We start from the raw sequence: 22,835 nt of genomic DNA on the forward strand, positions 1-22,835 counted from the left end.
GTGACCCCGAATTGCACGATGATGCATCGCCGTGCATAATCATTCGCATGTCCAAGGTGCTCACTTCCCTGCCCGTCGGCGAACGTGTCGGTATCGCCTTCTCCGGTGGCCTCGACACTTCCGTGGCCGTCGCGTGGATGCGCGACAAAGGCGCTGTCCCCTGCACCTACACCGCCGACATCGGCCAGGCCGACGAGCCCGACATCGGGTCGGTGCCCGGGCGGGCCCACGCCTACGGCGCGGAGGTCGCGCGGCTGGTCGACTGCCGGGAAGCCCTCGTCGAAGAGGGGCTCGCGGCGCTGACGTGCGGCGCGTTCCACATCCGCTCCGGCGGCCGCAGCTACTTCAACACCACCCCGCTGGGGCGTGCCGTCACCGGCACCCTGCTGGTGCGGGCCATGCTCGAGGACGACGTCCAGATCTGGGGCGACGGCTCCACCTTCAAGGGCAACGACATCGAGCGGTTCTACCGCTACGGCCTGCTCGCCAACCCCTCCCTGCGGATCTACAAGCCGTGGCTGGACGCCGCCTTCGTCACCGAGCTCGGTGGCCGCAAGGAGATGTCGGAGTGGCTGCTGGCGCACGACCTGCCCTACCGCGACAGCACGGAGAAGGCGTACTCGACCGACGCCAACATCTGGGGCGCGACCCACGAAGCGAAGTCGCTGGAGCACCTCGACACCGGTCTCGAGATCGTCCAGCCCATCATGGGCGTGAAGTTCTGGGACCCCGAGGTCGAGATCGCGGCCGAAGACGTCACGATCGGCTTCGAGCAGGGCCGGCCGGTGACGATCAACGGCAAGGAGTTCGCCTCCGCCGTCGACCTGGTGCTGGAGGCCAACGCCATCGGCGGCCGGCACGGCCTGGGCATGTCCGACCAGATCGAGAACCGGATCATCGAGGCCAAGAGCCGCGGCATCTACGAGGCGCCGGGCATGGCGCTGCTGCACGCCGCCTACGAGCGGCTGGTCAACGCCGTCCACAACGAGGACACCGTCGCCAGCTACCACAACGAGGGCCGCCGCCTCGGCCGGCTGATGTACGAAGGCCGCTGGCTCGACCCGCAGGCGATGATGCTGCGCGAGTCGCTGCAGCGCTGGGTCGGCACCGCGATCACCGGCGAGGTGACGCTGCGCCTGCGCCGCGGCGAGGACTACTCGATCGTCGACACGACGGGCCCGGCGTTCAGCTACCACCCCGACAAGCTCTCGATGGAGCGGACCACGGACTCGGCGTTCGGCCCGGTGGACCGCATCGGCCAGCTGACCATGCGCAACCTCGACATCGCCGACTCGCGCGCCAAGCTGGAGCAGTACGCCAGCCTCGGCATGGTCGGCGGCACGGCGCACACCCACCCGAAGCTGATCGGCGCCGCCCAGGCGGCCTCGACGGGCCTGATCGGCGCGATGGCCGAGGGTGGCGCCGAGGTGATCGCCTCCCGCGGCAAGGCCTCGGGCGGCGACGAGCTGCTGGACCAGGCCGCCATGGAGTCCGGCACCGACTGACCTGCTGACCTACTGACCTGCTGGCGAGAGAAGAGACCCGGCCGCATCGGTCGGGTCTCTTTTCGTCCGCGAGATGCGTGACTGGTCACTCACTCGACGGCACGAGGACGACCTTGCCCGTGACCGTGCCCGACTCCGCGAGGGTCAGTGCCTTCGCGACGTCCGTCAGCGGGAACCTCGCCGCCACCTGGGCCTTCACGGCACCCGTCGCCGCCAGGTCGAACACCGCCGTGAGGTCCTCCGCCAGGCGCGCGCGGAACTTCGGGAGGTTTCGCTTGCCGCCCCAGACGTTGTAGAAGTGGGTGCGGCGGCGGTTCGGCAGGGCGTTCCACCACAGCAGGCGGCCGACCAGCTTGAGCACCGCCGGGCGCGGGTTGCCGCCCGTGTCCTTCGTCGACGCGCTGCCGTACGCCACCAGCGTGCCGCCCGGGGCCAGCAGGCGGAACGAGTCCACGATGCCGGGGCCGCCGACGTGGTCGAAGACGGCGTCGACGCCGCCGGGCGCCAGCGCGCGGACCTGGGCCGGGACGTCGCCGCGGTAGTCGAGGGCCGTGGCGCCCAGTGCGGTCACGACGTCGGCGTTGCGGGCGGACGCCGTCCCGATCACGTGGATCCCGGCGGCGCGGGCGAGCTGGACCAGCGTGGTGCCGACGCCGCCGCTGGCGCCGTGGACCAGGATCGTGCCGCCCGGCCGGACGCGGGCCTTGCGGTGCAGCATCTGCCAGGCCGTGATCCCGTTGACCACGAACGTCTCGGCGTCGGCCGCGTCCAGCCCGGCCGGCACCGGCACGAGGTCGGCCGCGTCCACGACGAGGTGGCTGCTCCAGCCGCCGATCTTGGTCATGGCGGCCACCCGGCGGCCGACGAGCGCCGGGTCGGGCGCTTCGAGCACCGTGCCGACGACGTCGTAGCCGGGCACGAACGGGAACGACGGCTGGTCGTAGTACTTGCCGCGCCGCATCTGCTGCTCGGCGAACGAGATCCCGCTGGCCTCGACGCGCAGGAGCGCCTGGCCCGGGCCCGGCGCCGGCAGTTCGCGGGTGGTGACGCGCAGGCCGTCCGGCTCGACGAGGCCGGGGAGGACGATTTCGGTGGTCGTGGTCATGGGACTGTCCTTTCGAGGGTGGTGCGTGACTGGTCAATCACTCTTGGGTTGTGCGGAAACTCCCCAGGTGGGGAGGGATTCAGTGGTGGCGGATGCCGGCGGACAGGACGGCCGCCCAGTCGCCGGGGTGCTCGTCCAGATCGAGGGTCGTGATGAGGTGGCAGAGCTGGCCGTAGGCGATGAACCGCTGGACCTGCTCGTCCGGCGCGCCCGAGCGGGAGCGCGCGAACTCGGTCACCTTGGCGAGGCCGCGGCGCACGGCGTCGGCGATCTCCGGGGTGTCCGTGGCCGACTGGGCGTGCACCTGCAGCATCAGCAGGTTCCGGTCGGCGATCAGTTCGGCGTAGGCGCCGCCCATCTCGTACAGGACGGCTTCCGGCTCGGCGTCCCCGGCGCGGGCGGCGCCGTTCGAGAGCGCGTGCACGACCTGCTCGTAACACCGGTCGAGCGCCGCCACGAACAGGGAAACCTTGCCGGGGAACAACTTGAACACGTAGGCGGGGGAGATGGCCGCTCGGGTCGCCACCGTGCTGATCGGCGTGCTGTGGAACCCGCTCCGCGCGAACTCGGCGATGGCCGCGTCGACCACGGCGTCCCGCCGGGCGTCCGAGGTGGAGAGGGTGGCACCGCGCTTCGTCATGTGAGTGACTGTACACTCACTCTTCTCGGCAGGCAAGCCGGGTGCCCGGGAACACAGCGACGCGGAGTGCGACGCGTCCGCGGGCACGGCAGGATCGAGGTCATGAGGACCACTGACGGGAGCGCGACCGTCCCGGAACCGCGGCGGGCCTGACCGAGTGTCTACTGTGGACACAGCGGGGCCGGCGGCCTGGCCGGAGCGGGTGGTGGGCGAACTCCTCGACGGCGGCCTCGCCGTCGTCCACCACTGGTACGGGCACACGGTCTGGCCGCTGCTGGGGCACGCCGACGTCGCCGCGCTCCACCTGCGCGGGACGCCGGTGCCGGCGGAGATCTGGCGCGCGACCCTGAAACCCGCGCTGCGTGACGTCTATCGCCGCGCGTACCCCTACGACGACGCGTATACGACGGCGGCCGCGGCGGCCGGCGGGTTCGCCCTGGCCCACGGCTACAGCGAAGCCGAGGCCACCGAGTACGGCGAGACCTACGCCGCGACGAACACCGACGCCAACGTGACAGCGCACGCCGACGCCAACGCGGCGGCGAACGCGGCCGCGCTGGCCGCCGCGTTCGCCGTCGAAGACGTCACGGCCTACGCCGCGACCTACCCGGCCGCGTTCGTGCGGGCGTGCGTGCTCGCGGGCGGTCCCGGAGCCCGGCAGCGGCTGGCCGACGGGCTCCGGGCGAGCCTCACCCCTTGAGCGGGCCGCCGTTGATCGCGATGCGCTGCCCGTAGCGGGTGTGCGGGAAGTAGTCGTACACCGCGTGGTGCTGGGCGCAGCGGTTGTCCCAGAACACCAGCGTGTTCGGCTCCCAGCGCACCCGGCAGGCCAGCATCGGCCGGTTCGGCACGAGCGCGAACAGCATGTCGAGCACCGCGCGGCTCTCGTCGGCCGACAGCTGCGGGATGTGCGAGGTGTAGGCCGGGTTGACGTAGAGCAGCTTGCGGTCGGTCTCCGGGTGCCGCACGACCAGCGGGTGCTCGCTGCACGGCGGCTCGTAGCCCGGCGGGATCGGGTGGCCGCGGAAGGCGAGCGCGCCGTCGTGGACCGCGGTGAGCCCGTCCAGCAGCGACTTCATCGTCGGCGACAGCATGTCGTAGGCCAGGTACATGTTGGCGAAGAGCGTGTCGCCGCCGCTGCCGGGCTCCGGGATCTCCGTGATGTGCAGCATCGAACCGAGTGACGGCTCGGCGTCCGCGGTGCCGTCGGCGTGCCAGCCGTTGCCGAACACGTTCGCCGCCTCGGGGCTGGTCGCGACCTCGAGGATGTACGGGTCGCCGTGCTCCGGCGGCGGGTTCACCGGGCGCAGCTCGCCGAAGCTCGCGGCCAGCCGCTTGTGGTCCTCGGCGGTGATGACCTGGTCGCGGAACACCAGCACGTGGTGGTCCAGGAACGCGGTCTTCAGCTCGGCGAGCTGCTCGTCGGTCAGCTCCGTCCCGAGGTCGAGGCCGGTGACCTCGGCCCCGATCACGGGGGTCAGCCCCCGCACCGCCAGCGTCCGGTACTCCCGCGCCGGGCGCGTCGTGATCGCCTTGACGGCGTCGAGTTCGTACTGCTCCATGGTTTCCTTTCCTCCCGGGTCTCAGAGTCCCAGATCGAGCAGTTCGGCCAGGACGATCCGTCCCCAGGCCAGGTTTCCGTGGATTTCGTCGTCCGCTTCGCACAGCTCGGGCCGCTGGAACCCGCTCGTGCCGGTGATCCTCCCGCGCAGGTCGGCCACCTCGACGCCGAGGCCCGCGACCGCGCGGCGGACGGTCTCCTGCGCGGCCAGGAACACCGCGGCGTCCGACTGGCCGGGCACCCGCTGCGGCGGCAGCACGGCGATCACCCGCACGCCGAGGTCGCGCGCGTGGCGGTAGAAGGCGAGCGCGTCCCGGACCGTCGCGAGGACGATCGCGTCGAACAGCGCGCTGCCCAGGAACCCCGGCGGGAAGCCGTCGCCGGTCCGGTAGAGGTGCCAGTTCTCCTTGGTGGCCAAGAAGTGCGCGGCGAACCCGAACGTCGTCACCAGCGGGACGCCCAGCTCGCCGAGCCCGGCGACGCCGAGTTCGCCGAGGAAGCCGCGGTAGTGCTTCTCGGCTTCGGGCCGATGGAACTCGACGTCGGCGTCGCGCGCGGTGAAGAAGCGGTCGGTGAACTCGCGGCCGGCGCCGATCGGGCCGCCCAGGAACGGCAACCCGGCCGCCCGCGCCGCGCGGCCGATCGGGCCCGCGTGGGAGTCGCCGAGCAGCAGGAACCTAGCGGGGGCCGTAATAGTCGAGGACGGCGTCGTCACAGACATCTCCTCCCTTCACCCGCGGCGCGCGGCGCTCCTGGACCGGCGCGGTCGCCGGGCCCCGCAGCGCGGACGTGAAGTGCCCCATCACGAACTCGACGCCCTCGGCGGTGACCTCGCGCAGGTTGGGCTCGTAGAAGCCGCTGCGGAACGGCTGCCCGGCGATCAGCTCGTACGCCGGGAAGTAGTCGACGTGGTCGTGCTCGTGGGCCAGCTGCCCGGCGACGCTCCGCAGCACGGACTTCGCGTGAGTGTTCGCGACGAGCGCGTGCTGCGTGCCCGCGGTGGCGGTGAGCGGCACGGGGGAGACCGTGAGCACGAACCGGAGGTCCGGGTTCACCGCGCGGGCCAGGGCGAAGACGTCGAGCAGGTCCCGGTGCACGTCGGCGAAGGTGAAGGTGCGCAGGGTGTGGCGGGTGTCGTCGAACGTGCCGCGGACCGTGCCCGGGCAGGACGGGTAGACGGTGCCGTCGGCGTCGCCCCAGGCCTCGGTCAGGCCGAGGGTGAAGATCAGGCAGCGGGCCCGGGCGACCCCGCGGCGGATCGCGGCGAGGGTCTCCTCGCGGGCGGCGAACACATCGTCGGCGGAGGCGAACCCGGCGGGCTCGACGGACGGGCGGTACGGGTCGAAGCACCGGCCGTCCCCGGTCCACACCGTGTCCGGCGCCTTCTCGTGGCCGAAGGCCCAGGCAAGCCACTGCCGCAACACGGCGGCGGTGTAGATATTGCCGGTGCGGAAGGAGAACTCGCCGAAGTGCCGGGCGCGGCGCTCGTCGCGGGTCAGGCCCGGCGGCGGCGGTTCGGCGTCGAAGAAGTTCATCCCGTGGTCGATCAGCCCGCGCCCGAGCCGGGCGGCGAAGCAGGAGCCCGCGGTGAGCACCGGGTCGTCCTGGCCGATCGCGAACTTGGGCGTCCAGACACCGCCGATCGCGGCGGGCTCCGGTTCGGCGACGGCGGTCCGCCAGAACGCGCGGGCCGGCTGGGACTCGTACGGGTTCACTCGGCTCCGATCGTGATCGCGTCGGCCACGGCGCTGACGTGCGGGGCCCGCACGATGCCGTAGTGGGTGGCGGGCAGCTGCCGCCAGTCGCTCGGTTCGGGCAGGATCGTGTGCCAGCCGTCCGGGTCGGCGGCGGGCGGCAGGCCGGGTTCGACGTCGGCGGCGATCCAGACGTGGCTGGGGGTCGTCGCGAGCTTCGGCAGTTCGTGGCCGGTCATGCTCCGCAGGTTCGCACGGCAGGCGCGGGCGAGGCGTCGCGCGTGCTCGCCCGCCGTGCCACCGGACGCGCCGAGCTCGCGCTCGAACACGGCTTCCAGGCGGGATTCGTCGTAGTCCGCGAAGCTCGCGCCCGGGGCGGGCGGGTCGATCAGGTGCAGCGCCCGCACCGGACGTCCGCCCAGCTCGGCCTCGGCGGCCATACCGGTCGCGACCCACGCGCCGAACGACCAGCCCGCCAGCTGCCAGCGCCACTCGTCGTCGGGGAAGCGCGCCTGCAACGCGGCGTGGTAGCGGCGGGCGCGCTCGGCGACCGGCCAGCCCGGCGGCTCGGGTCGGCTCAGCGCCGGGTCGGCGATGACGCAGACGGTCAGCTCCGGTCCGAGTTCTTTCACCAGCGGGCGGTACGCGTGGACGTCCCCGCCGACCGGGTGCACCAGGCACACGACGTCACGGCCGGTGCCCTCCTGCCACACCTGGACGGCGACGTCCTCGGGCCCGGCGGCCTCCGACAGCCGGGTCAGCAGGCCGGTGAGCGTCACTTCGGGGCCGAGCCAGGCCAGCTCGAGGTCGACGCCGAAGAGCCGTTTCACCGAGTCGACGACGTCCAGCAGCATCAGCGAATCGGCGCCGAGGTCGTAGAGCGGGACGTCCGGGTCCAGCGCGTCGACGCCGAGCAGCACGCGCACCTCCTCCGCCAGTTCCGCGGCGGGGTCTTCCTGCGGCGCGGTGACGGCGACCGGTTCGCGCTCGTGGAAGCCGCGGGCGTCGGCGAGATCGGTCGTCGACACCAGGAGCTGCGGGAGCCCGGCGTCAAGAGCACTGGCGAAGACGCGTTTGCCCTCTTCGGCGGTCATGCCGACGGCGAGGTGGGCCTGGTGGCGGGCGTCGGTCCGCAGGGCGGTGACGGCCATGCCGGTGTCGCGCCAGACGTCCCAGCCGAGGCTCAGCCGGACGGTCGGCGCGTCCGGGGCGTGGTGGGCGAGGGCGTCGAGGAAGCCGTTGGCGGCCGCGTAGTCGAGCTGGCCGGTGCCGCCGAACTGCGCGGACAGCGACGAGCAGTAGACGGCGAGGGCGGGCCGGTGGCGTTCGATGAGCCGCTCCACCAGCAGCGCGCCGGCGAGCTTGGCGTCCTGGCCGGTGGTGTCGCCCCGGGTCGCGATGAGGCCGCCCGCCGCGACCCCGGCGGCGTGGACGATCCCGGCCAGCGGCGTGTCGATCCGGATGTCGTCGGTGGTGAGGTCGGCTTCGAGGAGGTCGACGCGGCCGGCCCACGGCTCGAGCGGTGCGGGCAGCCGCGGGTTGCGGGCGGCGAGCACGACCCGGCCGGTGGTCCTGGTCAGCAGGACCTCGGCGACGGCGGTGCCGATGCCGCCGGTGCCGCCGAGGACGAGGTACGTGCCGTCTACGGTCCGGCTGCCGCCGGGCGTGACCGGGGAGGTGCTTTGTTCCCACCAGAAGCCGTGCCGGAGGGCGACCCGCGCGGGCGGGGTGGGGCCGGTGAGGAGACCCGCGACCGCGGTGTCCCAGTCGCCCGCGACGTCGACCCAGTGCCCGGGGACGCCGGTTTCCTGCGGTCCGACGGCGGTGACCCCGGCGAGCAGCCCGGCTTCGGGGCGGGTGACGTCGCTGTTCGCGGGCGCGGCGCCGGCGGAGAGCCACCAGGTGCGCAGCTCGCGGGTCCCGGCGGCGCGCAGCAGGGCGGCGGGGGTGTCGACGCAGGCCCAGCGCGCGTGGGCGAGGGCGGTTTCACCGACCGGCCCGCTGATGCCGAGGGGGAGGGTGTGCAGCCAGTCGACGTCCCCGTCGAGGGCGGCGAGCACCTGGCCGAGCTGGGTCGCGTCGGCCGGGTCGGCTTCGAAGAGGTCCGGCCCCGGGTGGGCGAACGACGTGGCGGCGTGCACGCGAACGACCCGGGTGTAGGCGGCGTCAAGGGCCGGGGCCGGCAGGGGGCCGTCGCTGGAGATGACGAGCACGCGGTCGACGGGGGTTTGCGCGGGGGTGGCCCGCCGGAGCCGCACCCAGGTGGGCTGGTGGAGCCACTCTGCTTCGGGAAGCCGCTGGACGGCGGGCTTCCGCGGGAAGTCGAAGTCCTCACGGGCGAAGGAAGGTGGCGGGAAGTCCCAGGGAGCGGGGGAAGCGGGGATAGCCCAGTCGACCGGCTCGCCGCGCAGCCAGGCCGCCGCGAGTTCCGCCGGGTGATCGCGCGGTGTGCTCGGGCCCGTGGGCTCTGCTTCGCGTGGCTCGGCCGTGCGCAGCCAATCCACCGCCGCCGACGCGTCGTCGCACGCCGCGGCGACTCGCCAGCGGTACTCCTTGCGGCCCGTCTGCAGGTGGCGCACCACGTCCACAAAGGACTCCGGGTGCGCTTCCAGGTACTCGGCCACCCGCAGGACGTCTTCGCGCAAGGCCGACGCGCTGCTCGCCGACAGCACGACCACCAGCGCGGGAGCGGGACGCGACACGACGGCCGGGTCCGCCTCCAGGACCACGTGGGCGTTCGTGCCGCCGATGCCGAAGCTGCTCACCCCCGCCACCCGCGGACCGTCGGGCCACGGCTCCGCGGCCGTCGGCACCCGGAACGGGCCCAGCTCCAGCGCCGGGTTCGGCGCGTGGAAGTCCACTGTCGGCGGGATCAGTCCATGGTGGACGGACAGCGTCGCCCGGATCAGCCCGACGACCCCCGCCGCCGCGCCCAGGTGGCCGATCTGGCTCTTCACCGACGACAACGCGCACTCCGCCGACGGATCCAGCGCCTGCCGCAGCGCCGCGACCTCGATCGGGTCGCCCAGCCGGGTGCCCGTTCCGTGGGTTTCCACGTAGCCGAGGGAAGAACGCCCGGCGCGTCGCAGGGCGGCCCGGATCACCTCGCGCTGGCCGGCCGGCGACGGGGCGGTGTAACCCTGCTTCACGGCGCCGTCGTTGTTGATCGCCGAGCCCGTGATCACCGCGTACACCGTGTCGCCGTCGCGACGCGCGTGGCTCAGCGGCTTCAGCACCACGACGCCGACGCCGCTCGCGCCGACCGTGCCGCCCGCGTCGTCGCTGAATGGGCGGCAGTGGCCGTCCGCCGAGAAGATGTGCTGCGGGCGGTAGCGGTAACCCCCGGAAAGGGTGACGTCGACCAGGACGCCGCCCGCCAGCATGACGTCCGCCTCGCCGGTGCGCAGCAGCCCGGCCGCCTGGTGGACCGCGACCAGCGAACTCGAACACGCCGTCTGCGTGGTCAGCGCCGGCCCGGTCAGGTTCAGGTGGTAGGCGGCCTTCGTCGCGAGGAAGTCCTTCTCGTGGTGCAGCGCCAGCTGGAAGCCGTCCGGCAGCGCGCCCGGGTCGCCCTCGCGCAGCAGCGACTGGAAGTACGTGTCCTCGCCGCACCCGGCGACCAGCCCGACGCCCTCGCCGGACGTGATCCCCGCGTGGGCCAGCGCCTCGACGCAGCTCATCAGCAGGTGTCGTTGCTGCGGGTCCATCAGCGCGGCGTCGCGGCGGCTGATCCCGAAGTGCTCCGGGTCGAACGCCAAGGGCCCGTCGAGGATGCTGCGCGCGCCGACCAGGCCGTCGCCGGCGGCGAAGTGCTCGATGCCGCGGCCGCCGGACCGCACGAGGTCCCAGAACGCGGCCAGGTCCGGCGCACCCGGCACCCGGAGCGCCATGCCGATCACCGCGATGGGCTCGTCGGCGGTCTCGGCACCGGAAGCCACGGCCGTCGGAACCGCCGCGTCGGACAGCAGCCGCGCCAGGTCGCGGACCGTGACGTGCTCGAACAGGTCCGCCGCGGTGAACCGCAGGCCCGCCTCGGCGCAGCGCAGGTGGAACCGCATCAGCCCGAGGCTGGACGCGCCTGCCGCGAAGAACGTCTCGTCCGCGCCGATCGACGCGCCCGTCACCTCTTCGAACAGCTCGGCCAGCTGCCGCGAGACGCCCGACAGCCCGGACCGGCGGCCGCGGTGCAGCTCCTCGCCGGGCGTCCGCAGCGCGGCTTCCCGGTCGAGCTTCCCGCTCGGCGTCCGCGGCAGGGCCGGGACGACGCGGAAACGGTCGACACGCGCGTGCGGCGGCAGCAACGGCTCGAGGTGCGCGGACAGCTCCGCGGCCGACGGCGTCCGGTGGCATTCGAGGCAGGCCAGCAGGTTCTCGCCGTCGTGGGCCACGACCGCGTTGACGACGTCGGGGTGCCGCAGCAGCGCGGCTTCGACCTGCCCCAGTTCGAGGCGGTACCCGCTGACCTTGAGCTGGTGGTCGGCCCGGCCGTCGAAGTGCAGGAGCCCGTCGCGGCCGAAGTGCGCGAGGTCGCCGCTGCGGTAGAACAGCTCCGGCGTCTCGACGAACTTCCCGGGGACGTCCCCGAGGTAGCAGCGGGTCGTCATCAGCCCGCCGATGAGCAGCTCGCCGATCCGGCCGGGCGCGCCCGCGGTGCCGGCGACCCGCAGCACCGCGCCCGCCACCGGCCGGCCGATCGCCGGGCGCTCGGGCCAGGTCATCGGGTCGCCGTCGAGCGTCAGCGCGCTGACGACGTGCGTCTCGGTCGGGCCGTAGTGGTTGTGCAGCCGCGCGCCGGGCAGGCCGGCGAACCAGCGGCGGATCGCGCCGGTGCACACGAGCTGCTCGCCCGCCGTGATCACGTCCCGCAGCCGCGACGGGTAGCTCCCGAGCCGCACGCCGTGCTCGGCCAGCAGCTGCAACGCGACGTACGGCAGGAAGATCCGCTCGATGCCCGCGGACTCCAGCTGCGCCAGCAGCGCCGGGACGTCGTGCCGCCACCCCGGGCGGACCAGGTGCAGGCACCCACCGCCGCACAGGGTCGTGAAGATCTCCTGGAACGACACGTCGAACGACAGCATCGAGAACTGCTGGGTCACCGCGGGCGGTGCCGCCTGCCACTGCACGAGGTTCGCCAGGGTGCGGTCCGGGACACGCACGCCCTTGGGCACGCCGGTCGAGCCGGACGTGAACAGCGTGTAGAGCGGCCGGCCGGCGTGCCGGGCCGGGACGTCCGGCGCCGGGCCGTCGGAGAGCGTGACGAACTGCCGCTCGATCCCGGTGTCGATCTCGTCGAACGCGGCACCCGGGGCGAGCAGCACACAACGCGGCCGGACCTGGTCGAGGACCTGGCGCAGCAACGCCGGTGGGTAGGCCGGGTCCAGCGGCACGGCGGTGATGTTGAGCCGGGCCAGCGCGAGCAGCGCGACGACGTGCTCGGCGGACGGCTCGAAGTACAGCGCGACGTCGGTGGCGTCCCCGGGCAGCACGGCGGCGAGCCGGGCCGCGTGCGCGTCCAGCTCGGCATAGGTCATGGTGCCCAGCGCCGGGGCGTCCGGGGTCCGCGCCACCTGCCGCGCGAAGCCCTCGGCCATCGTTTCCCAGTCCAGCTCGGCCGGTTCGCCGCGGCCGTGGTCCGGCAGGCTCCGCCGGTACGGGGCGGCCAGCTCCGCGGGGGTCGCCGGGCCCGCGTCGAGCAGGGCGAACGCGCGGGAGAACAGCTCGCCGAGCGCTTCGGCCTCCGCCTCGGTGAAGTGGCCTTCGGCGTACTCCCAGAGGCAGTCGAAGCCGCCGGGACGCTCGACCACCGACATCGTCAGCGCGCACTTCGCCTCGGCCGCTTCGATCCACTGTGGACTCACCGTGCAGCCCGGCAGGCTCAACGCGCCGAAGTCGGTGTTCTCCAGCACGAACAGGTAGTCGAACGCGGTGGCGACGTCGGCGAACGCGACGTCCTGCCGGTCGAGCACCGCGCCCGACGCCGTGCCGAGCCGCCGCAGCTGGGGGCGCAGGTCCTCGTCCGGGTCGACGGACAGGGGGAGCAGCACGGTGTTGGCGAACATGCCGACGCTGTCCTCGAACTCCCGGACCGGCCGGTTCGCCACCGGCGCGGCGATCCGCGGGCCGGTCTGCCCGGTGACGCCGTAGAGGCTCCAGGCGAAGACGCCGAGCAGCAGCTGGAACCGCGTCAGGCCCAGTTCGGCGCACCACCGGTCGACGCGCTCGGTGTCGAGGGTGGTCCGGCGCAACCGGCCGGCCATCGACGCGGTGAGCGACGGCTGGTCGTCGAGTCCACTGTGGAGCGACAGCAGCTCGTCGCGCTGGGCGAGGTAGGCGGGGGAGGAGAACCACTCCGTCTGCCAAAGAGCGAAATCGAGCGGCGTGCGGGAAGCCGTCGGAGCCGCGCCGGACAGCTCGCGGAACAGGACGTTCAGCGACCAGCCGTCGACCGCGATGTGGTGCAGGGAAAGCAGGAGCCGCTCGCCGTCCCAGGCGGCCCGGAACAGCCGGGGCACGGCCAGGTCGAAGGGCTCGGTGAAGAAGCCGTCCCCGGCTTCGGTCCACGGGTCGTAGACCGGGCCGGCCACTTGGCGCAGGCCGTCGGGCGTCGCCTCGAACGCGGTCCGCAGCGCGACGTGCCGCTCGACCAGGCCGCGCAACCCCCGGCGAAGCGCCTCGACGTCGACCGGTCCGGTGATCCGGAAGGCCAGCGGCACGTGGTACGCCGTGGACGCCGGATTCCGCTGCTGCAGCAGCCAGAGCCGTTGCTGCTCGCTCGTCGCGGGGGCGGACGTCAAGCCCGCAGGAGGCGCGGCTACCGGGTACTGCGCCGTCCCGGCCCCGGCGATCGCCGCCGCGAGGTCGGCGAACGTCCCTTGCCGCATCGCGGAGTGCGGGAGTTCGGTGCCCCACCGCTCCTGGACGGCGAACCGCAGCCGCAACGCCTTGAGCGAGTCGCCGCCGGAGGTGAGCCACGTGTCGCCGGGCCGCGGGTCGCGGGTCCCGAGGACGTCCGTCACGACGTCGAGGACCTCTTGCTGCCACGGCGTCGCGGGTTCGCCGGTACCCGGCCGCCGCCACGGCGCGAGGCCGAGCGCCAGCAGCGCGGCCTCGTCGACCTTGTCGTTCGCGGTGCGCGGCAGGGCGTCGACGCGGAAGACGTGGTGCGGGCGCATGTAGGCCGGCACCGACGCGGTCAGGTGCGCGTCGAAGTCCGGGTAGGCCAGGTCCCCGGCCACGACGAACGCGAACAGCTCGACCGGCCCGGCCCCGCGGCGCGCGGCGACGTGGGCCTGCCGGACCGCCGGGTGGGCGAGGATCCGGCGTTCCAGCTCGCCCGGCTCGATCCGGAAGCCGCGCACCTTCACCTGCCGGTCCGTGCGCCCGACGTAGGCGAAGGTGCCGTCCGGCAGTTCGTCGACCAGGTCACCGGTGCGGTAGAACCGCTCGCCGTCGCGCTCGACGAACCGCTGCGCGGTTTCGTCCGGCAGGTTGCGGTAGCCCGCGGCGACCCCGGCGCCCGAGAGGTACAGCTCGCCGTCGACCACGAGCGCGCCGGTGTCCGGCAGTGGCCGGCCGATCGGCACGATGTCGCCGTCGAAGCCGCGCGGGATCGGGTGGCTCAGCGCGAACGTCGTCGTCTCGGTCGGCCCGTAGCCGTTGTGCAGCCGCGTGGCCGAGTCCGGGTTGGCGGCGTACCAGCGGCGGATCAGCGGCGCGTTGAGCTGCTCACCGCCGACCAGCACCCGGGCCACGGTCGAGAAGCAGGCCGGCACCGTCTCGGCGACGGCGTTGAACAGCGACGCCGTGACGAACATCGTGTCGACGCGCTCGCGGACCAGCGCGGCGGCGAACGCACGCGGGTCGCGGACGGTCTCGTCGTCGAGCACCACGCAGGTGCCGCCGGTCAGCAGCGGCGGCCAGACCTCGAAGCTGATCGCGTCGAAGGCCGGGTTGGCCAGGCTCGCGTACCGGGCGCCGGGTTCGAGCCAGGCCGGGTCGGCCAGCCGCAGGATCCCGGCGTCGCGGACCTCGACGCCCTTGGGGCGCCCGGTCGTGCCGGAGGTGTAGAAGAGGAACGACGTCGCGGCGGCTTCGGCCGGTTCGCCCGCGACGGCGGGAGCGGCCAGCAGCTCGGCCGGGGTGAGCGGCGGGAGCCCGGGCAGGCCGTCGTGGACGACGGCGACCGCGCCCGAGTCGGCGATCATGTGGTCCCGGCGCTCCGGCGGGCTCTGCCGGTCGAGCGGCACGACCTGCCCGCCGAGGCGCAGCACGCCGAGCATCACGACGATCAGGTCCGCCGAGCGCGGCAGGCCCACCGCGACGGCGTCGCCGGGGCGGACACCGCGGCGGGACAACGACTCCGCGACGGCCGCGGCGCCGGCGTCCAGCTCGGCGTAGGTCAGCTCGCGGGCGCCGTCGGACACCGCGACGGCGTCCGGCGTCCGCCGGGCCTGGTCGTGGACGCGGCGGGCGATCATCGGGCCGCCAGCTCGGTCAGCTCGGCGGTGATCACGTCGGCGACCTGCGGGAGCGCGTCGCTCTCCAGCATGTCCCAGTGCCCGCAGTCGGCCGGTTCGATCCGGTACTCGCCGGTCGCGCGGCGGCGCCAGAACTCGTCCGAGCCGGGGATCGTGTCCTCGCCCACGGCTTGGACGAACACCAGCCGCGCGGCCGACTCGCCGGGCTCGTGGTCGCGCGCGGTCAGCCGGTTGTGGTTGTACGTGCGGTGGTAGCGGTCGATCTGGGCGTCGTCGATGCCGGGGTACATCCCGTTGAAGCGCACCAGTTTCTCCCGGAACTCGGACGCGGGCACGGGCTCGATCGCGGCGCGCGCGGCCGGGTCGTCGGTGGCGTTGGTGTCGAGCAGCACGACGCTCACCCGCGGGTGGTCCGCCAGCTGCCGGCCCATCTCGTGGGCGATCAGGCCGCCGTACGACAGTCCACAAAGGACCAGCGACTCGTCCGGCCGCGGATCGACGAGCCGCAGGTACTCCGCGGCCATCGCCTCGACGCTCGGCAGCGCCTCTTCGCCGGGGTTGAGCCCGGGGGACTGGATGCCGAGGACGCCGGTGTCGTCCGGGAGCAGGGCGCTCAGCGGCAGGTAGCAGAACGCCGTCCCGCCCGCGGGGTGCACGCAGACGACGCGCTGGTGCCCGGCACCGCGGCGGAACTCGATCAGGCTGCCGCCGCCGGGCGGGCTGTCCGCCCGCAGCAGGGCAGCTTGGGCCTCGATGGTCGGGTGCACGATGACGTCGCGGATCGGCAGCTCGCGGCCGAACTCCTCGCCGACCGCGTGGGCCAGTTTGATGGCCGAGATCGACGTGCCGCCGACGTCGAAGAAGTCGTCGGAGATCCCGATCGCCGGGTGCAGCAGCAGCGAGCGCCAGATCCGGAGCAGCGCCAGTTCGACGTGGTCGCGCGGGGCGGCCGTGTTCACGACCGCGGGAGCCATCGAGCGGGCGTGCGCGAGTAAGGCGTCGCGGTCCAGCTTTCCGCTGCGGCCCAGGGGAAGCCGGTCGAACTCGGCGAAGACGGACGGGATCATGTAGTCCGGCAGCCGGTCGGCCAGCGCGGCCCGCCACTCGTGCGGGGTCCGGCCGCCGCCGCCCGCGATCCCCGCGACCAGGCGGGGTTCGCCCGTGCGATCGACCAGGACCGCGGCCTCCCGGACGCCGGGGACGGCCAGCAGCGCGGCCGTCACCTCACCCGGTTCGATGCGGAACCCGCGCAGCTTGATCTGGTCGTCGCGGCGGCCCGCGTACTCGGCTTCGCCGCCGGGCAGCCAGCGGGCCAGGTCGCCGGTCCGGTACATCCGCTCCCCGGGCACGAACGGGTCGGGCACGAACTGCGCCGCCGTCAGGCCGGGCCGGTTCAGGTAGCCGCGCGCGAGGCAGTCGCCGGCGAGGAAGACCTCACCCGCGACACCCGGCGGGACCGGCCGCAGCCGCTCGTCCAGCAGGTACAGCCGCGAACCGGGCAGCGGCCGGCCGATCGGGGCGGGCCGGTCCAGGGGCCGCGGGTCGAAGTGGGCGGTGGCGTACAGCGTCGCCTCGGTCGGCCCGTACCCGAAGCAGATCCGCAGGCCGGGCAGGGTTTCCTCGAACCGGGCCAACGCGGCCTCCGACAGCGACTCGACGCCGGTCAGCAGCTGCCGCAGCGCGAGCCCGGCGAGCCGTGAGGGGTCCTCGTCGATCCAGCGGACGTACGCGGGCGGCAGGAACGCCTGGACGACGCGGTGTTCACGCAACCACCCCAGCAATGCCGCCGGGTCCGGCCGGACCTCTTCGGGCACCACGTGCAGCACCGCGCCGGTCGTCAGCGGGAGCAGCAGCTCGTGCACGGACGCGTCGAAGCCGATGCTGGACCACGCCGACGTCGGCTCGCCCGGCGTCGCGCCGAACCGGCCGAGCCACTGGTCGAACAGGGCCAGCACGCTGCCGTGGGTGACGGCGACGCCCTTCGGCCGGCCGGTCGAGCCGGACGTGTAGATGACGTAGGCCAGGTCCGCGCGCCCGGTCCGGACGACGGGCCGGGTGGTGGCGTGGCCCTCGGCCTCGACGGCGGTGACGGACAGCCAGCCGTCGGGCCGGTCGAGCGCGTCGCTGAGCACGAACGCCGGGCGCGCGTCCTCGACCATCGCCGCCAGCCGCGCGGCCGGCTGGGCGGGGTCGAGGGGCAGGTAAGCCGCGCCGGCTTCGAGGATCCCCAGCACGGCCACCACCAGCTCGGCCGAACGTCCACTGTGGACGCCGACGACCTGGCCGGGCCGCACGCCGCGGGCGTGCAGCGCGTTCGCCAGCCGGGTGGCCCGCCGGTCCAGCTCGGCGTAGGTGACCGTCTTCCCGTCGCAGACCAGGGCGGGCGTGTCCGGGTGGGCGTCGGCCTCGGTCGTGAACCGCTCGACGAGCCCGCCGGGCCGGTGTTCGGGGGCCGGGCCGGTGCTCCAGTTCGCGAGGATCTCGTGGCGCTCGGCGTCGTCGAGCAGCTCGTAGCTCGCGACCTCGTCGCCGGGCCGCTCGGCCAGCTGCGTCAGCAGCCGGACGAGGTAGCGGGCGTACCGCTCGGCCGTCTCGTGGTCGAACAGGGCGACGGCGTAGTCGAGCTGCCCGGCGACGCCGCCCGCCTCGTCGGCCAGGGCCAGGGTCAGGTCGAACTTCGCCGGGGCGTACCGGTCGTCGATGGGGTCGACGTCGACGCCGGGCAGCGCCAGGACGCCGTGCTGCGTCGGCACCCAGGCGAACCCGTTCTGGAACAACGGCGTGTGCGCCGGGCTGCGCGGCGGGTTCACCAGCTCGACGACCCGTTCCAGCGGCAGCTCGGCGTGGTCGAGCGCGCCCCGCAGCGTCGCGCGGACCTGCTTGAGCAGGCCGGCGCCGGTGGGGGAGCCGGCGAAGTCGGTCCGCACCGGGAGGGTGTTGACGAAGAAGCCGAGCACCCCGGCGTTGACGCCGCCCTTGCCGCGGTTCAGGGCCGGCACGCCGACAACGATGTCAGCCTGGGCGGAAAGCCGCGAGAGCAGCAGCGACCAGCCGGTCAGGATGGTCGAGAAGAGGGTGGTGCCGTGGGCACGGGCCACCGCTTTCAGCGCCGTCGTCAGGTCCTCGCCCAGGCTGATCGGCACCCGGGCCCCGCGGTGGTCCTGCACGGCCGGGCGCGGCCGGTCGGTGGGCAGCTCCAGCAGGGGCGGCACGCCGTCGAGCCGGTCGCGCCAGTACGCCTCGTGCGGCGCCGGTCCCGGTCCGGCCAGCCAGTCCTGCTGCTCCCGGGCGTAGTCGCGGTACTGGCGCGGCTCGGGCAGCTCGGCGGGTGCGCCGCGCAGGAGCGCGGCGTAGAGCACACCCAGCTCCCGCAACAGGATCGTGCGCGACGCGCCGTCGAAGACGACGTGGTGGACGGTCATCAGCAGGACGTGGTCCTCGGGTCCTGCGATGAGCAGCCGGGCCCGGGCCAGCGGGGCGCGGCCCAGGTCGAACGGCGTGAGCGGGTCGGCGCGCCGCAGCTCGTCGAGGTCGTCGGGCCGGCCGGTGACGTCGGTCACGGTGAGCGGTAGCCCGGCCTCGACGGGCTCGATCACCTGTCCGGGGAGCCCTGCGTCAACGACGATCCGGGTCCGCAGCGACTCGTGCCGGGCGGCGAGCGCGTCGAGGGCCCGGGCCAGCACGTCGCGGTCGAGCGGCCCCCGCAGGGCGAACGCCATGGCCTCGTTGTAGGCCGGGCCGGCGCCGTCCAGCTGGGACAACGTCCAGATCCGCTGCTGCGCGGACGACAGCGGGGCGGGAACCTGCATGGAGGTGCGGCCTTTCCGGACGGGACGGTGCGCACCGGGCCCGCGCGTGCGCCGCTGCATCCGTGGCCGGAAAACGCTGTCTGCCTGTCCGGATAGTTAACACCACACCATCGGGTGAACACGAGTTGTGTAGCAGGTTTGCCCGAACTTCCCCGTGTACCGGTGTGTTCGCCGGCCGAACCACGCAAAAGCGGCACCTCCCCGGGGAGGTGCCGCTTTTGTGGTGCCTCAGACGCCCGCGGTCGCGGAGATCCAGTCGCGGTACTTCGTGATGTTGATGTACGCGGTGTACGACTGGCGGTCACTCGTGGAGGCGACGCCGACCTGCTTGCCGCCGGCGTACATCGGACCGCCGGAGTCGCCGCCCGCGGTGATGCCGTCGCCGCGGTTCGCGCAGACCGAGACGCCGGCCGCGCCGTCCGGGCAGTCGATCGAGGTGACGCTGACCTTCGCCACCTTCAGCAGCTGCGACTGGCACTCGATCTCGGGCTTGTCGGTGCAGGTCGCGCCCCAGCCGTAGACCTCGGCCTGGTCGCCGACGTTGACGTCGCCTTCGGAGCCGAGCGGCGCGTAGTCCGTCTGCACCTGCTGGTCGATCTGCACCAGCGCGATGTCGGAGTCCGGCGCCTCGTGCACCGACGTCGCGTTGACGGTGGTGCCCTTCGTCTGGTCCAGGTCCCCGACGTGGAAGCTGATCTGCTGGCCGTCCGCGCCCTGGGTGCAGTGACGCGCGGTCAGGATCCAGTCCGGCGCGATGATCGTCGCGGAGCAGATCTCCTGGCCACCCGCGAACATCCGGGCCGCCGCGTGGAGCGAGTCGGCGTTGCCGCCGTCGATGATGGCCGGCTGGGCGGCCAGGGACGGGGCGGCGGTCGCCAGGGCCGACAGCAGGATGCCGGAGACGAGCACGCCGGTTCGCGCAATACGCACTTTAGGATCAACCTCCATCCGCGGGCGGGGCCTCGCGGTGACGGGTGGTCAAGGACCCACCCACCGTCACCGCTGTGAGTGAATCTCGGAACCCGACGATGGTCGGTAAGGGAAATACGCGACTTTCGTCGTGGGCCGGACGGCGCAGCCCGGGATCGGCAATCGAGTGACATCCGCGCGGTGTGCCCGCGATGTCGGCGATTCGCCCACCGGCCCCGCATCGCCTGGCTAAAGTCCGCCGTCGTGGGGGCGGTCGTCGTGATGGGGTACGACATGGGCGCTGAAGTGCGGTTCCACCTGCTCGGGCCGCTCACCGTGACGGTCGGCGGCCGCGCGCTGCCGCTCGGCGGCGCGAAGCAACGGGCCCTGCTGGCCCACCTGCTGCTCAACGCGAACCGGCTGGTCCCGCCCGGCCAGCTCATCGACACGATCTGGCCGAGCGACCCGCCGACGTCGGCCACGGCCAACCTGCAGACCTACGTGTGGCGGCTGCGCCGGCTGCTGCCGGAGACCACCCTGCGCACCCACGGCCCGGGCTACTCGCTGGCCGTCGAGCCCGGCGACGTCGACGCGCACGACTTCGCCCGGCTCGTCGCCGACGCCGCCCGCGCGGCCAAGGACGGCGCCCCCGAGACGGCGCTGACGCTGCTGGCCGAGGCGGAAGCGCTGTGGCGGGGCGATCCGCTGTCCGACCTGCCGACGGCGCCCGCCTGGGACGCCGAGCTCGGCCGGCTCACCGAGAACCGCTTCGCCGCCGTCGAGGAACGGCTTTCGCTGCAGGTGCTGCTGGGCCGCTACGACCCGGCGATCGCCGAGCTGACCGTGCTGCTCGCCGAGCACCCGTACCGGGAACGCCTGTGGCAGCAGTACCTGCTCGCGCTGACGGGTGTGGGCCGCCGCGCCGACGCGCTGCGGGCGTACACGACGGCGCGGGAGCGGCTGGTCACCGAGCTCGGTGTCGAGCCGGGGCCGGAACTGCGGGCCCTGCAGGCCGCGATCCTGGCCGGGCGACCCGTGGTGGCGGCCGGCGCCGACGGCTCGGCCCCCTTGCGCCAGCTCCCGGCGGACCTGCCCGACTTCACCGGCCGCGACGACTACGTCCGCGACCTGGAAGCCGCGCTGGGCGCGGGGCCGGCGCCGGTGGTGCTGACCGGCGCGCCCGGCACCGGCAAGACGGCGCTGGCCATGCACGTCGCCCACCGCCTCGCGGACCGGTTCCCCGACGGCCAGCTCTACGTCGACCTCGCCGGCACCGGCGCGCCGCGCGACCCGGCCGAGGTCCTCGCCGACTTCCTGCACGCACTGGGCGTCACCGGCACCGCCGTCCCGGCTGGCCTCGGCCAGCGGGCCGCGTTGTTCCGCTCCCGGCTGGCCGGACGCCGGGTGCTGCTCGTGCTCGACGACACCGCCACCGCCGCCCAGATCCGCCCGCTGCTGCCCGGCGACGCCGGCTGCGCGGTGCTCGTCACGACCCGCGGCCGGCTGCCGGAACTGGCCGGCGCGAAGCACGTCGAGCTGAGCGTGTTCGGCGAGCGGGAGGCGCAGCGGCTGCTGGCCGGGGTCGCCGGCGTCGACCGGATCGACGGCGAACCGGCCGAAGCCGCGGCCATCGTGGCCTGCTGCGGGTACCTGCCGCTGGCCATCCGGATCGCCGGCGCGCGGCTGGCCGGGCGGCAGGCGTGGAGCCTGCGGACGCTGCACGACCGGCTGGCCGGCGAAGCGGGCCGGCTCAGCGAGCTGCGCGTCGGCGACCTCGGCGTCCGGTCCAGCTTCGAGCTGAGCCTGCGCCAGCTCGACCCGGCCGCGCGGACGGCGTTCTGCCGCACGGCCGTGCTGGGCGCGCAGGACTTCCCGAGCTGGGTGTTCGACGCGCTCCTGGACCGCCGCGGCACGCACGAGGTGCTCGACGTGCTCGTCGACGCCAACCTCGTCTCGCTGGTCGGGCTGGACGCCAGCGGGCAGCCGCGCTACCGGCTGCACGACCTGCTTCGCTGCTACGCGGCGGAACTCCTGGACGCCGAGCCCGCCGCGGTGCGCCGGGACGCGCTCGCCCGCGTCCTGTGTGGACTGCTGGCGCTGGCGAAGACCGCGGCGGCGGCGCTGCCACCCGCGTTCGGCGCGATGACCGGGCCCTCGCTCGGCCCGCTGCCCCCGGACGCGGCCCGGCTGGTGGCCGATCCGCTGGCCTGGTTCACCGCCGAACGCAAGCTGCTGGCCGCCGCGGTCCAGCTCGCCGCCGACGCCGGCCTGGACGAGCTCGCGTGGCAGCTGACCGCGACCGCTGTCCCGTTCTACGACCTGCGCGGGGCCTACGACGACTGGCGGCGCAGCCACCTGACCGCCCAAGCCGCGGCGCGGGCCGCCGGCAACCGGGCGGGCGAGGCGGTGCTGGCCCGCGGGCTCGGCCAGATCGGCGTCTACAACGACGAATACCCCGCCGCCGTCAGGGACCTGGAGCGGTCCGCGGCCCTGTTCGCCGAGCTCGGCGACGTCCGCGGCGAAGCGCTGGCGGTGGCCGGGCTCGGCACCGTGGCCCGCATCCGCGACCGGCCGCGGGACGCGCTGGACTGCTACGGCCGGGCGCTGGCCGGTCTGGAGCGGGCGGGCGACCGCAGCGGCGTGGCCCAGATGCGCAACTCCATCGGCGCGGCCCACGTGCGGCTGGCCGAGTTCACCGAAGCGGCCGACTGGCTGGGCCGCGCCCGCGACCTGGCCCGCGAGATGGGCGACGCGCACCGCGAGGCCAGGGTCCTCACCGAGTTCGGCACCCTGCACCGCGACACCGGGCGGCTGCCGGAGTCGCTGGCCAGCCTGCGGCTCGCGCTAGGCATCTTCGAGGACCTCGACGACGAACGCTGCGTCGCCTACGCGCTCCTCGGCATCGCCCAGACGCTCCTCGCGGTGGGCGAGCCGGTCCAGGCACGCGGGGTGTGCGACCGCGCGCTGCGCGTCTTCCGCGAGTCCGGCAACCGCCAGGGCGAGACGACGGGCCTGGCCCTGCTGGACCAGGCCCGGCACCGGCGCAGCCCGGCCCCGGTCGTGAGTGGCAATGCGGGTTAGAACACTCATTGCCACTCACGACCCGCGACGGCGCTCGGGTGGGCTCCCCGGGCC

At 73.9% G+C, this 22,835-nt stretch carries 11 protein-coding genes; 3 read left to right on the forward strand and 8 right to left on the reverse strand.

The genetic code is table 11. From position 1 onward, the window contains the following. The first annotated feature begins 47 nt into the window (after nt 1-47). A complete protein-coding gene (gene argG, locus OHS58_RS08895) occupies nt 48-1,505 on the forward strand; it encodes an argininosuccinate synthase (protein WP_328647847.1) in 1,458 nt (485 codons plus the stop codon). 85 nt (nt 1,506-1,590) lie between these two features. Here the strand turns inward: argG and OHS58_RS08900 are convergent, their stop codons facing one another. Beyond that, a complete protein-coding gene (locus tag OHS58_RS08900) occupies nt 1,591-2,610 on the reverse strand; it encodes a medium chain dehydrogenase/reductase family protein (RefSeq protein WP_328647848.1) in 1,020 nt (339 codons plus the stop codon). A gap of 79 nt (nt 2,611-2,689) precedes the next feature. After that, a complete protein-coding gene (locus tag OHS58_RS08905) occupies nt 2,690-3,250 on the reverse strand; it encodes a TetR/AcrR family transcriptional regulator (RefSeq protein ID WP_247052475.1) in 561 nt (186 codons plus the stop codon). A gap of 166 nt (nt 3,251-3,416) precedes the next feature. Between OHS58_RS08905 and OHS58_RS08910 the strand changes: the two genes are divergently transcribed. Beyond that, nucleotides 3,417-3,950, forward strand: a complete 534-nt coding sequence (locus tag OHS58_RS08910; protein ID WP_328647849.1) for a hypothetical protein — start codon at nt 3,417-3,419, stop codon at nt 3,948-3,950. Here the strand turns inward: OHS58_RS08910 and OHS58_RS08915 are convergent. The 6 genes from OHS58_RS08915 to OHS58_RS08940 form a co-directional block, all read right to left on the reverse strand. Then, on the reverse strand, nt 3,940-4,812 hold the full coding sequence (locus OHS58_RS08915) for a TauD/TfdA dioxygenase family protein (protein ID WP_328647850.1): 873 nt from the start codon (nt 4,810-4,812) through the stop codon (nt 3,940-3,942). The genes OHS58_RS08910 and OHS58_RS08915 overlap by 11 nt on opposite strands. Before the next feature lie 21 nt (nt 4,813-4,833). Continuing rightward, nucleotides 4,834-5,427 (reverse strand): hypothetical protein, encoded by a 594-nt coding sequence (locus OHS58_RS08920; RefSeq protein ID WP_328647851.1) that lies wholly within the window; start codon nt 5,425-5,427, stop codon nt 4,834-4,836. A gap of 61 nt (nt 5,428-5,488) precedes the next feature. Then, nucleotides 5,489-6,526 carry a GSCFA domain-containing protein gene (locus tag OHS58_RS08925; RefSeq protein ID WP_328647852.1) on the reverse strand — a complete coding sequence of 346 codons (1,038 nt, stop codon included), beginning with the start codon at nt 6,524-6,526 and terminating at the stop codon, nt 5,489-5,491. After that, entirely contained in the window at nt 6,523-14,982 is an 8,460-nt protein-coding gene (locus tag OHS58_RS08930; protein ID WP_328647853.1) for a non-ribosomal peptide synthetase, read from the reverse strand. Before OHS58_RS08930 ends, OHS58_RS08925 begins: the two co-directional genes overlap by 4 nt. Further along, nucleotides 14,979-18,791, reverse strand: a complete 3,813-nt coding sequence (locus tag OHS58_RS08935; protein ID WP_328647854.1) for a non-ribosomal peptide synthetase — start codon at nt 18,789-18,791, stop codon at nt 14,979-14,981. Before OHS58_RS08935 ends, OHS58_RS08930 begins: the two co-directional genes overlap by 4 nt. A gap of 228 nt (nt 18,792-19,019) precedes the next feature. Next, nucleotides 19,020-19,721, reverse strand: coding sequence for a S1 family peptidase (locus tag OHS58_RS08940; RefSeq protein WP_326952754.1), 702 nt, complete (start codon nt 19,719-19,721; stop codon nt 19,020-19,022). Nucleotides 19,722-19,964: 243 nt separating this feature from the next. On the opposite strand from OHS58_RS08940, the gene OHS58_RS08945 reads away from it, so the two are divergent. After that, nucleotides 19,965-22,781 carry an AfsR/SARP family transcriptional regulator gene (locus OHS58_RS08945; RefSeq protein ID WP_328647855.1) on the forward strand — a complete coding sequence of 939 codons (2,817 nt, stop codon included), beginning with the start codon at nt 19,965-19,967 and terminating at the stop codon, nt 22,779-22,781. The last annotated feature ends 54 nt before the right edge of the window (nt 22,782-22,835 follow it).

The organism is Amycolatopsis sp. NBC_00348, from assembly GCF_036114655.1.
Lineage (GTDB): Bacteria > Actinomycetota > Actinomycetes > Mycobacteriales > Pseudonocardiaceae > Amycolatopsis.

Coding starts and splice junctions, on each gene's coding strand:
- argG (WP_328647847.1), top strand. CDS start 48: ATGTCCAAGGTGCTCACTTCCCTGCCCGTCGGCGAACGTGTCGGTATC.
- OHS58_RS08900 (WP_328647848.1), bottom strand. CDS start 2,610: ATGACCACGACCACCGAAATCGTCCTCCCCGGCCTCGTCGAGCCGGAC.
- OHS58_RS08930 (WP_328647853.1), bottom strand. CDS start 14,982: ATGATCGCCCGCCGCGTCCACGACCAGGCCCGGCGGACGCCGGACGCC.
- OHS58_RS08905 (WP_247052475.1), bottom strand. CDS start 3,250: ATGACGAAGCGCGGTGCCACCCTCTCCACCTCGGACGCCCGGCGGGAC.
- OHS58_RS08935 (WP_328647854.1), bottom strand. CDS start 18,791: ATGCAGGTTCCCGCCCCGCTGTCGTCCGCGCAGCAGCGGATCTGGACG.
- OHS58_RS08915 (WP_328647850.1), bottom strand. CDS start 4,812: ATGGAGCAGTACGAACTCGACGCCGTCAAGGCGATCACGACGCGCCCG.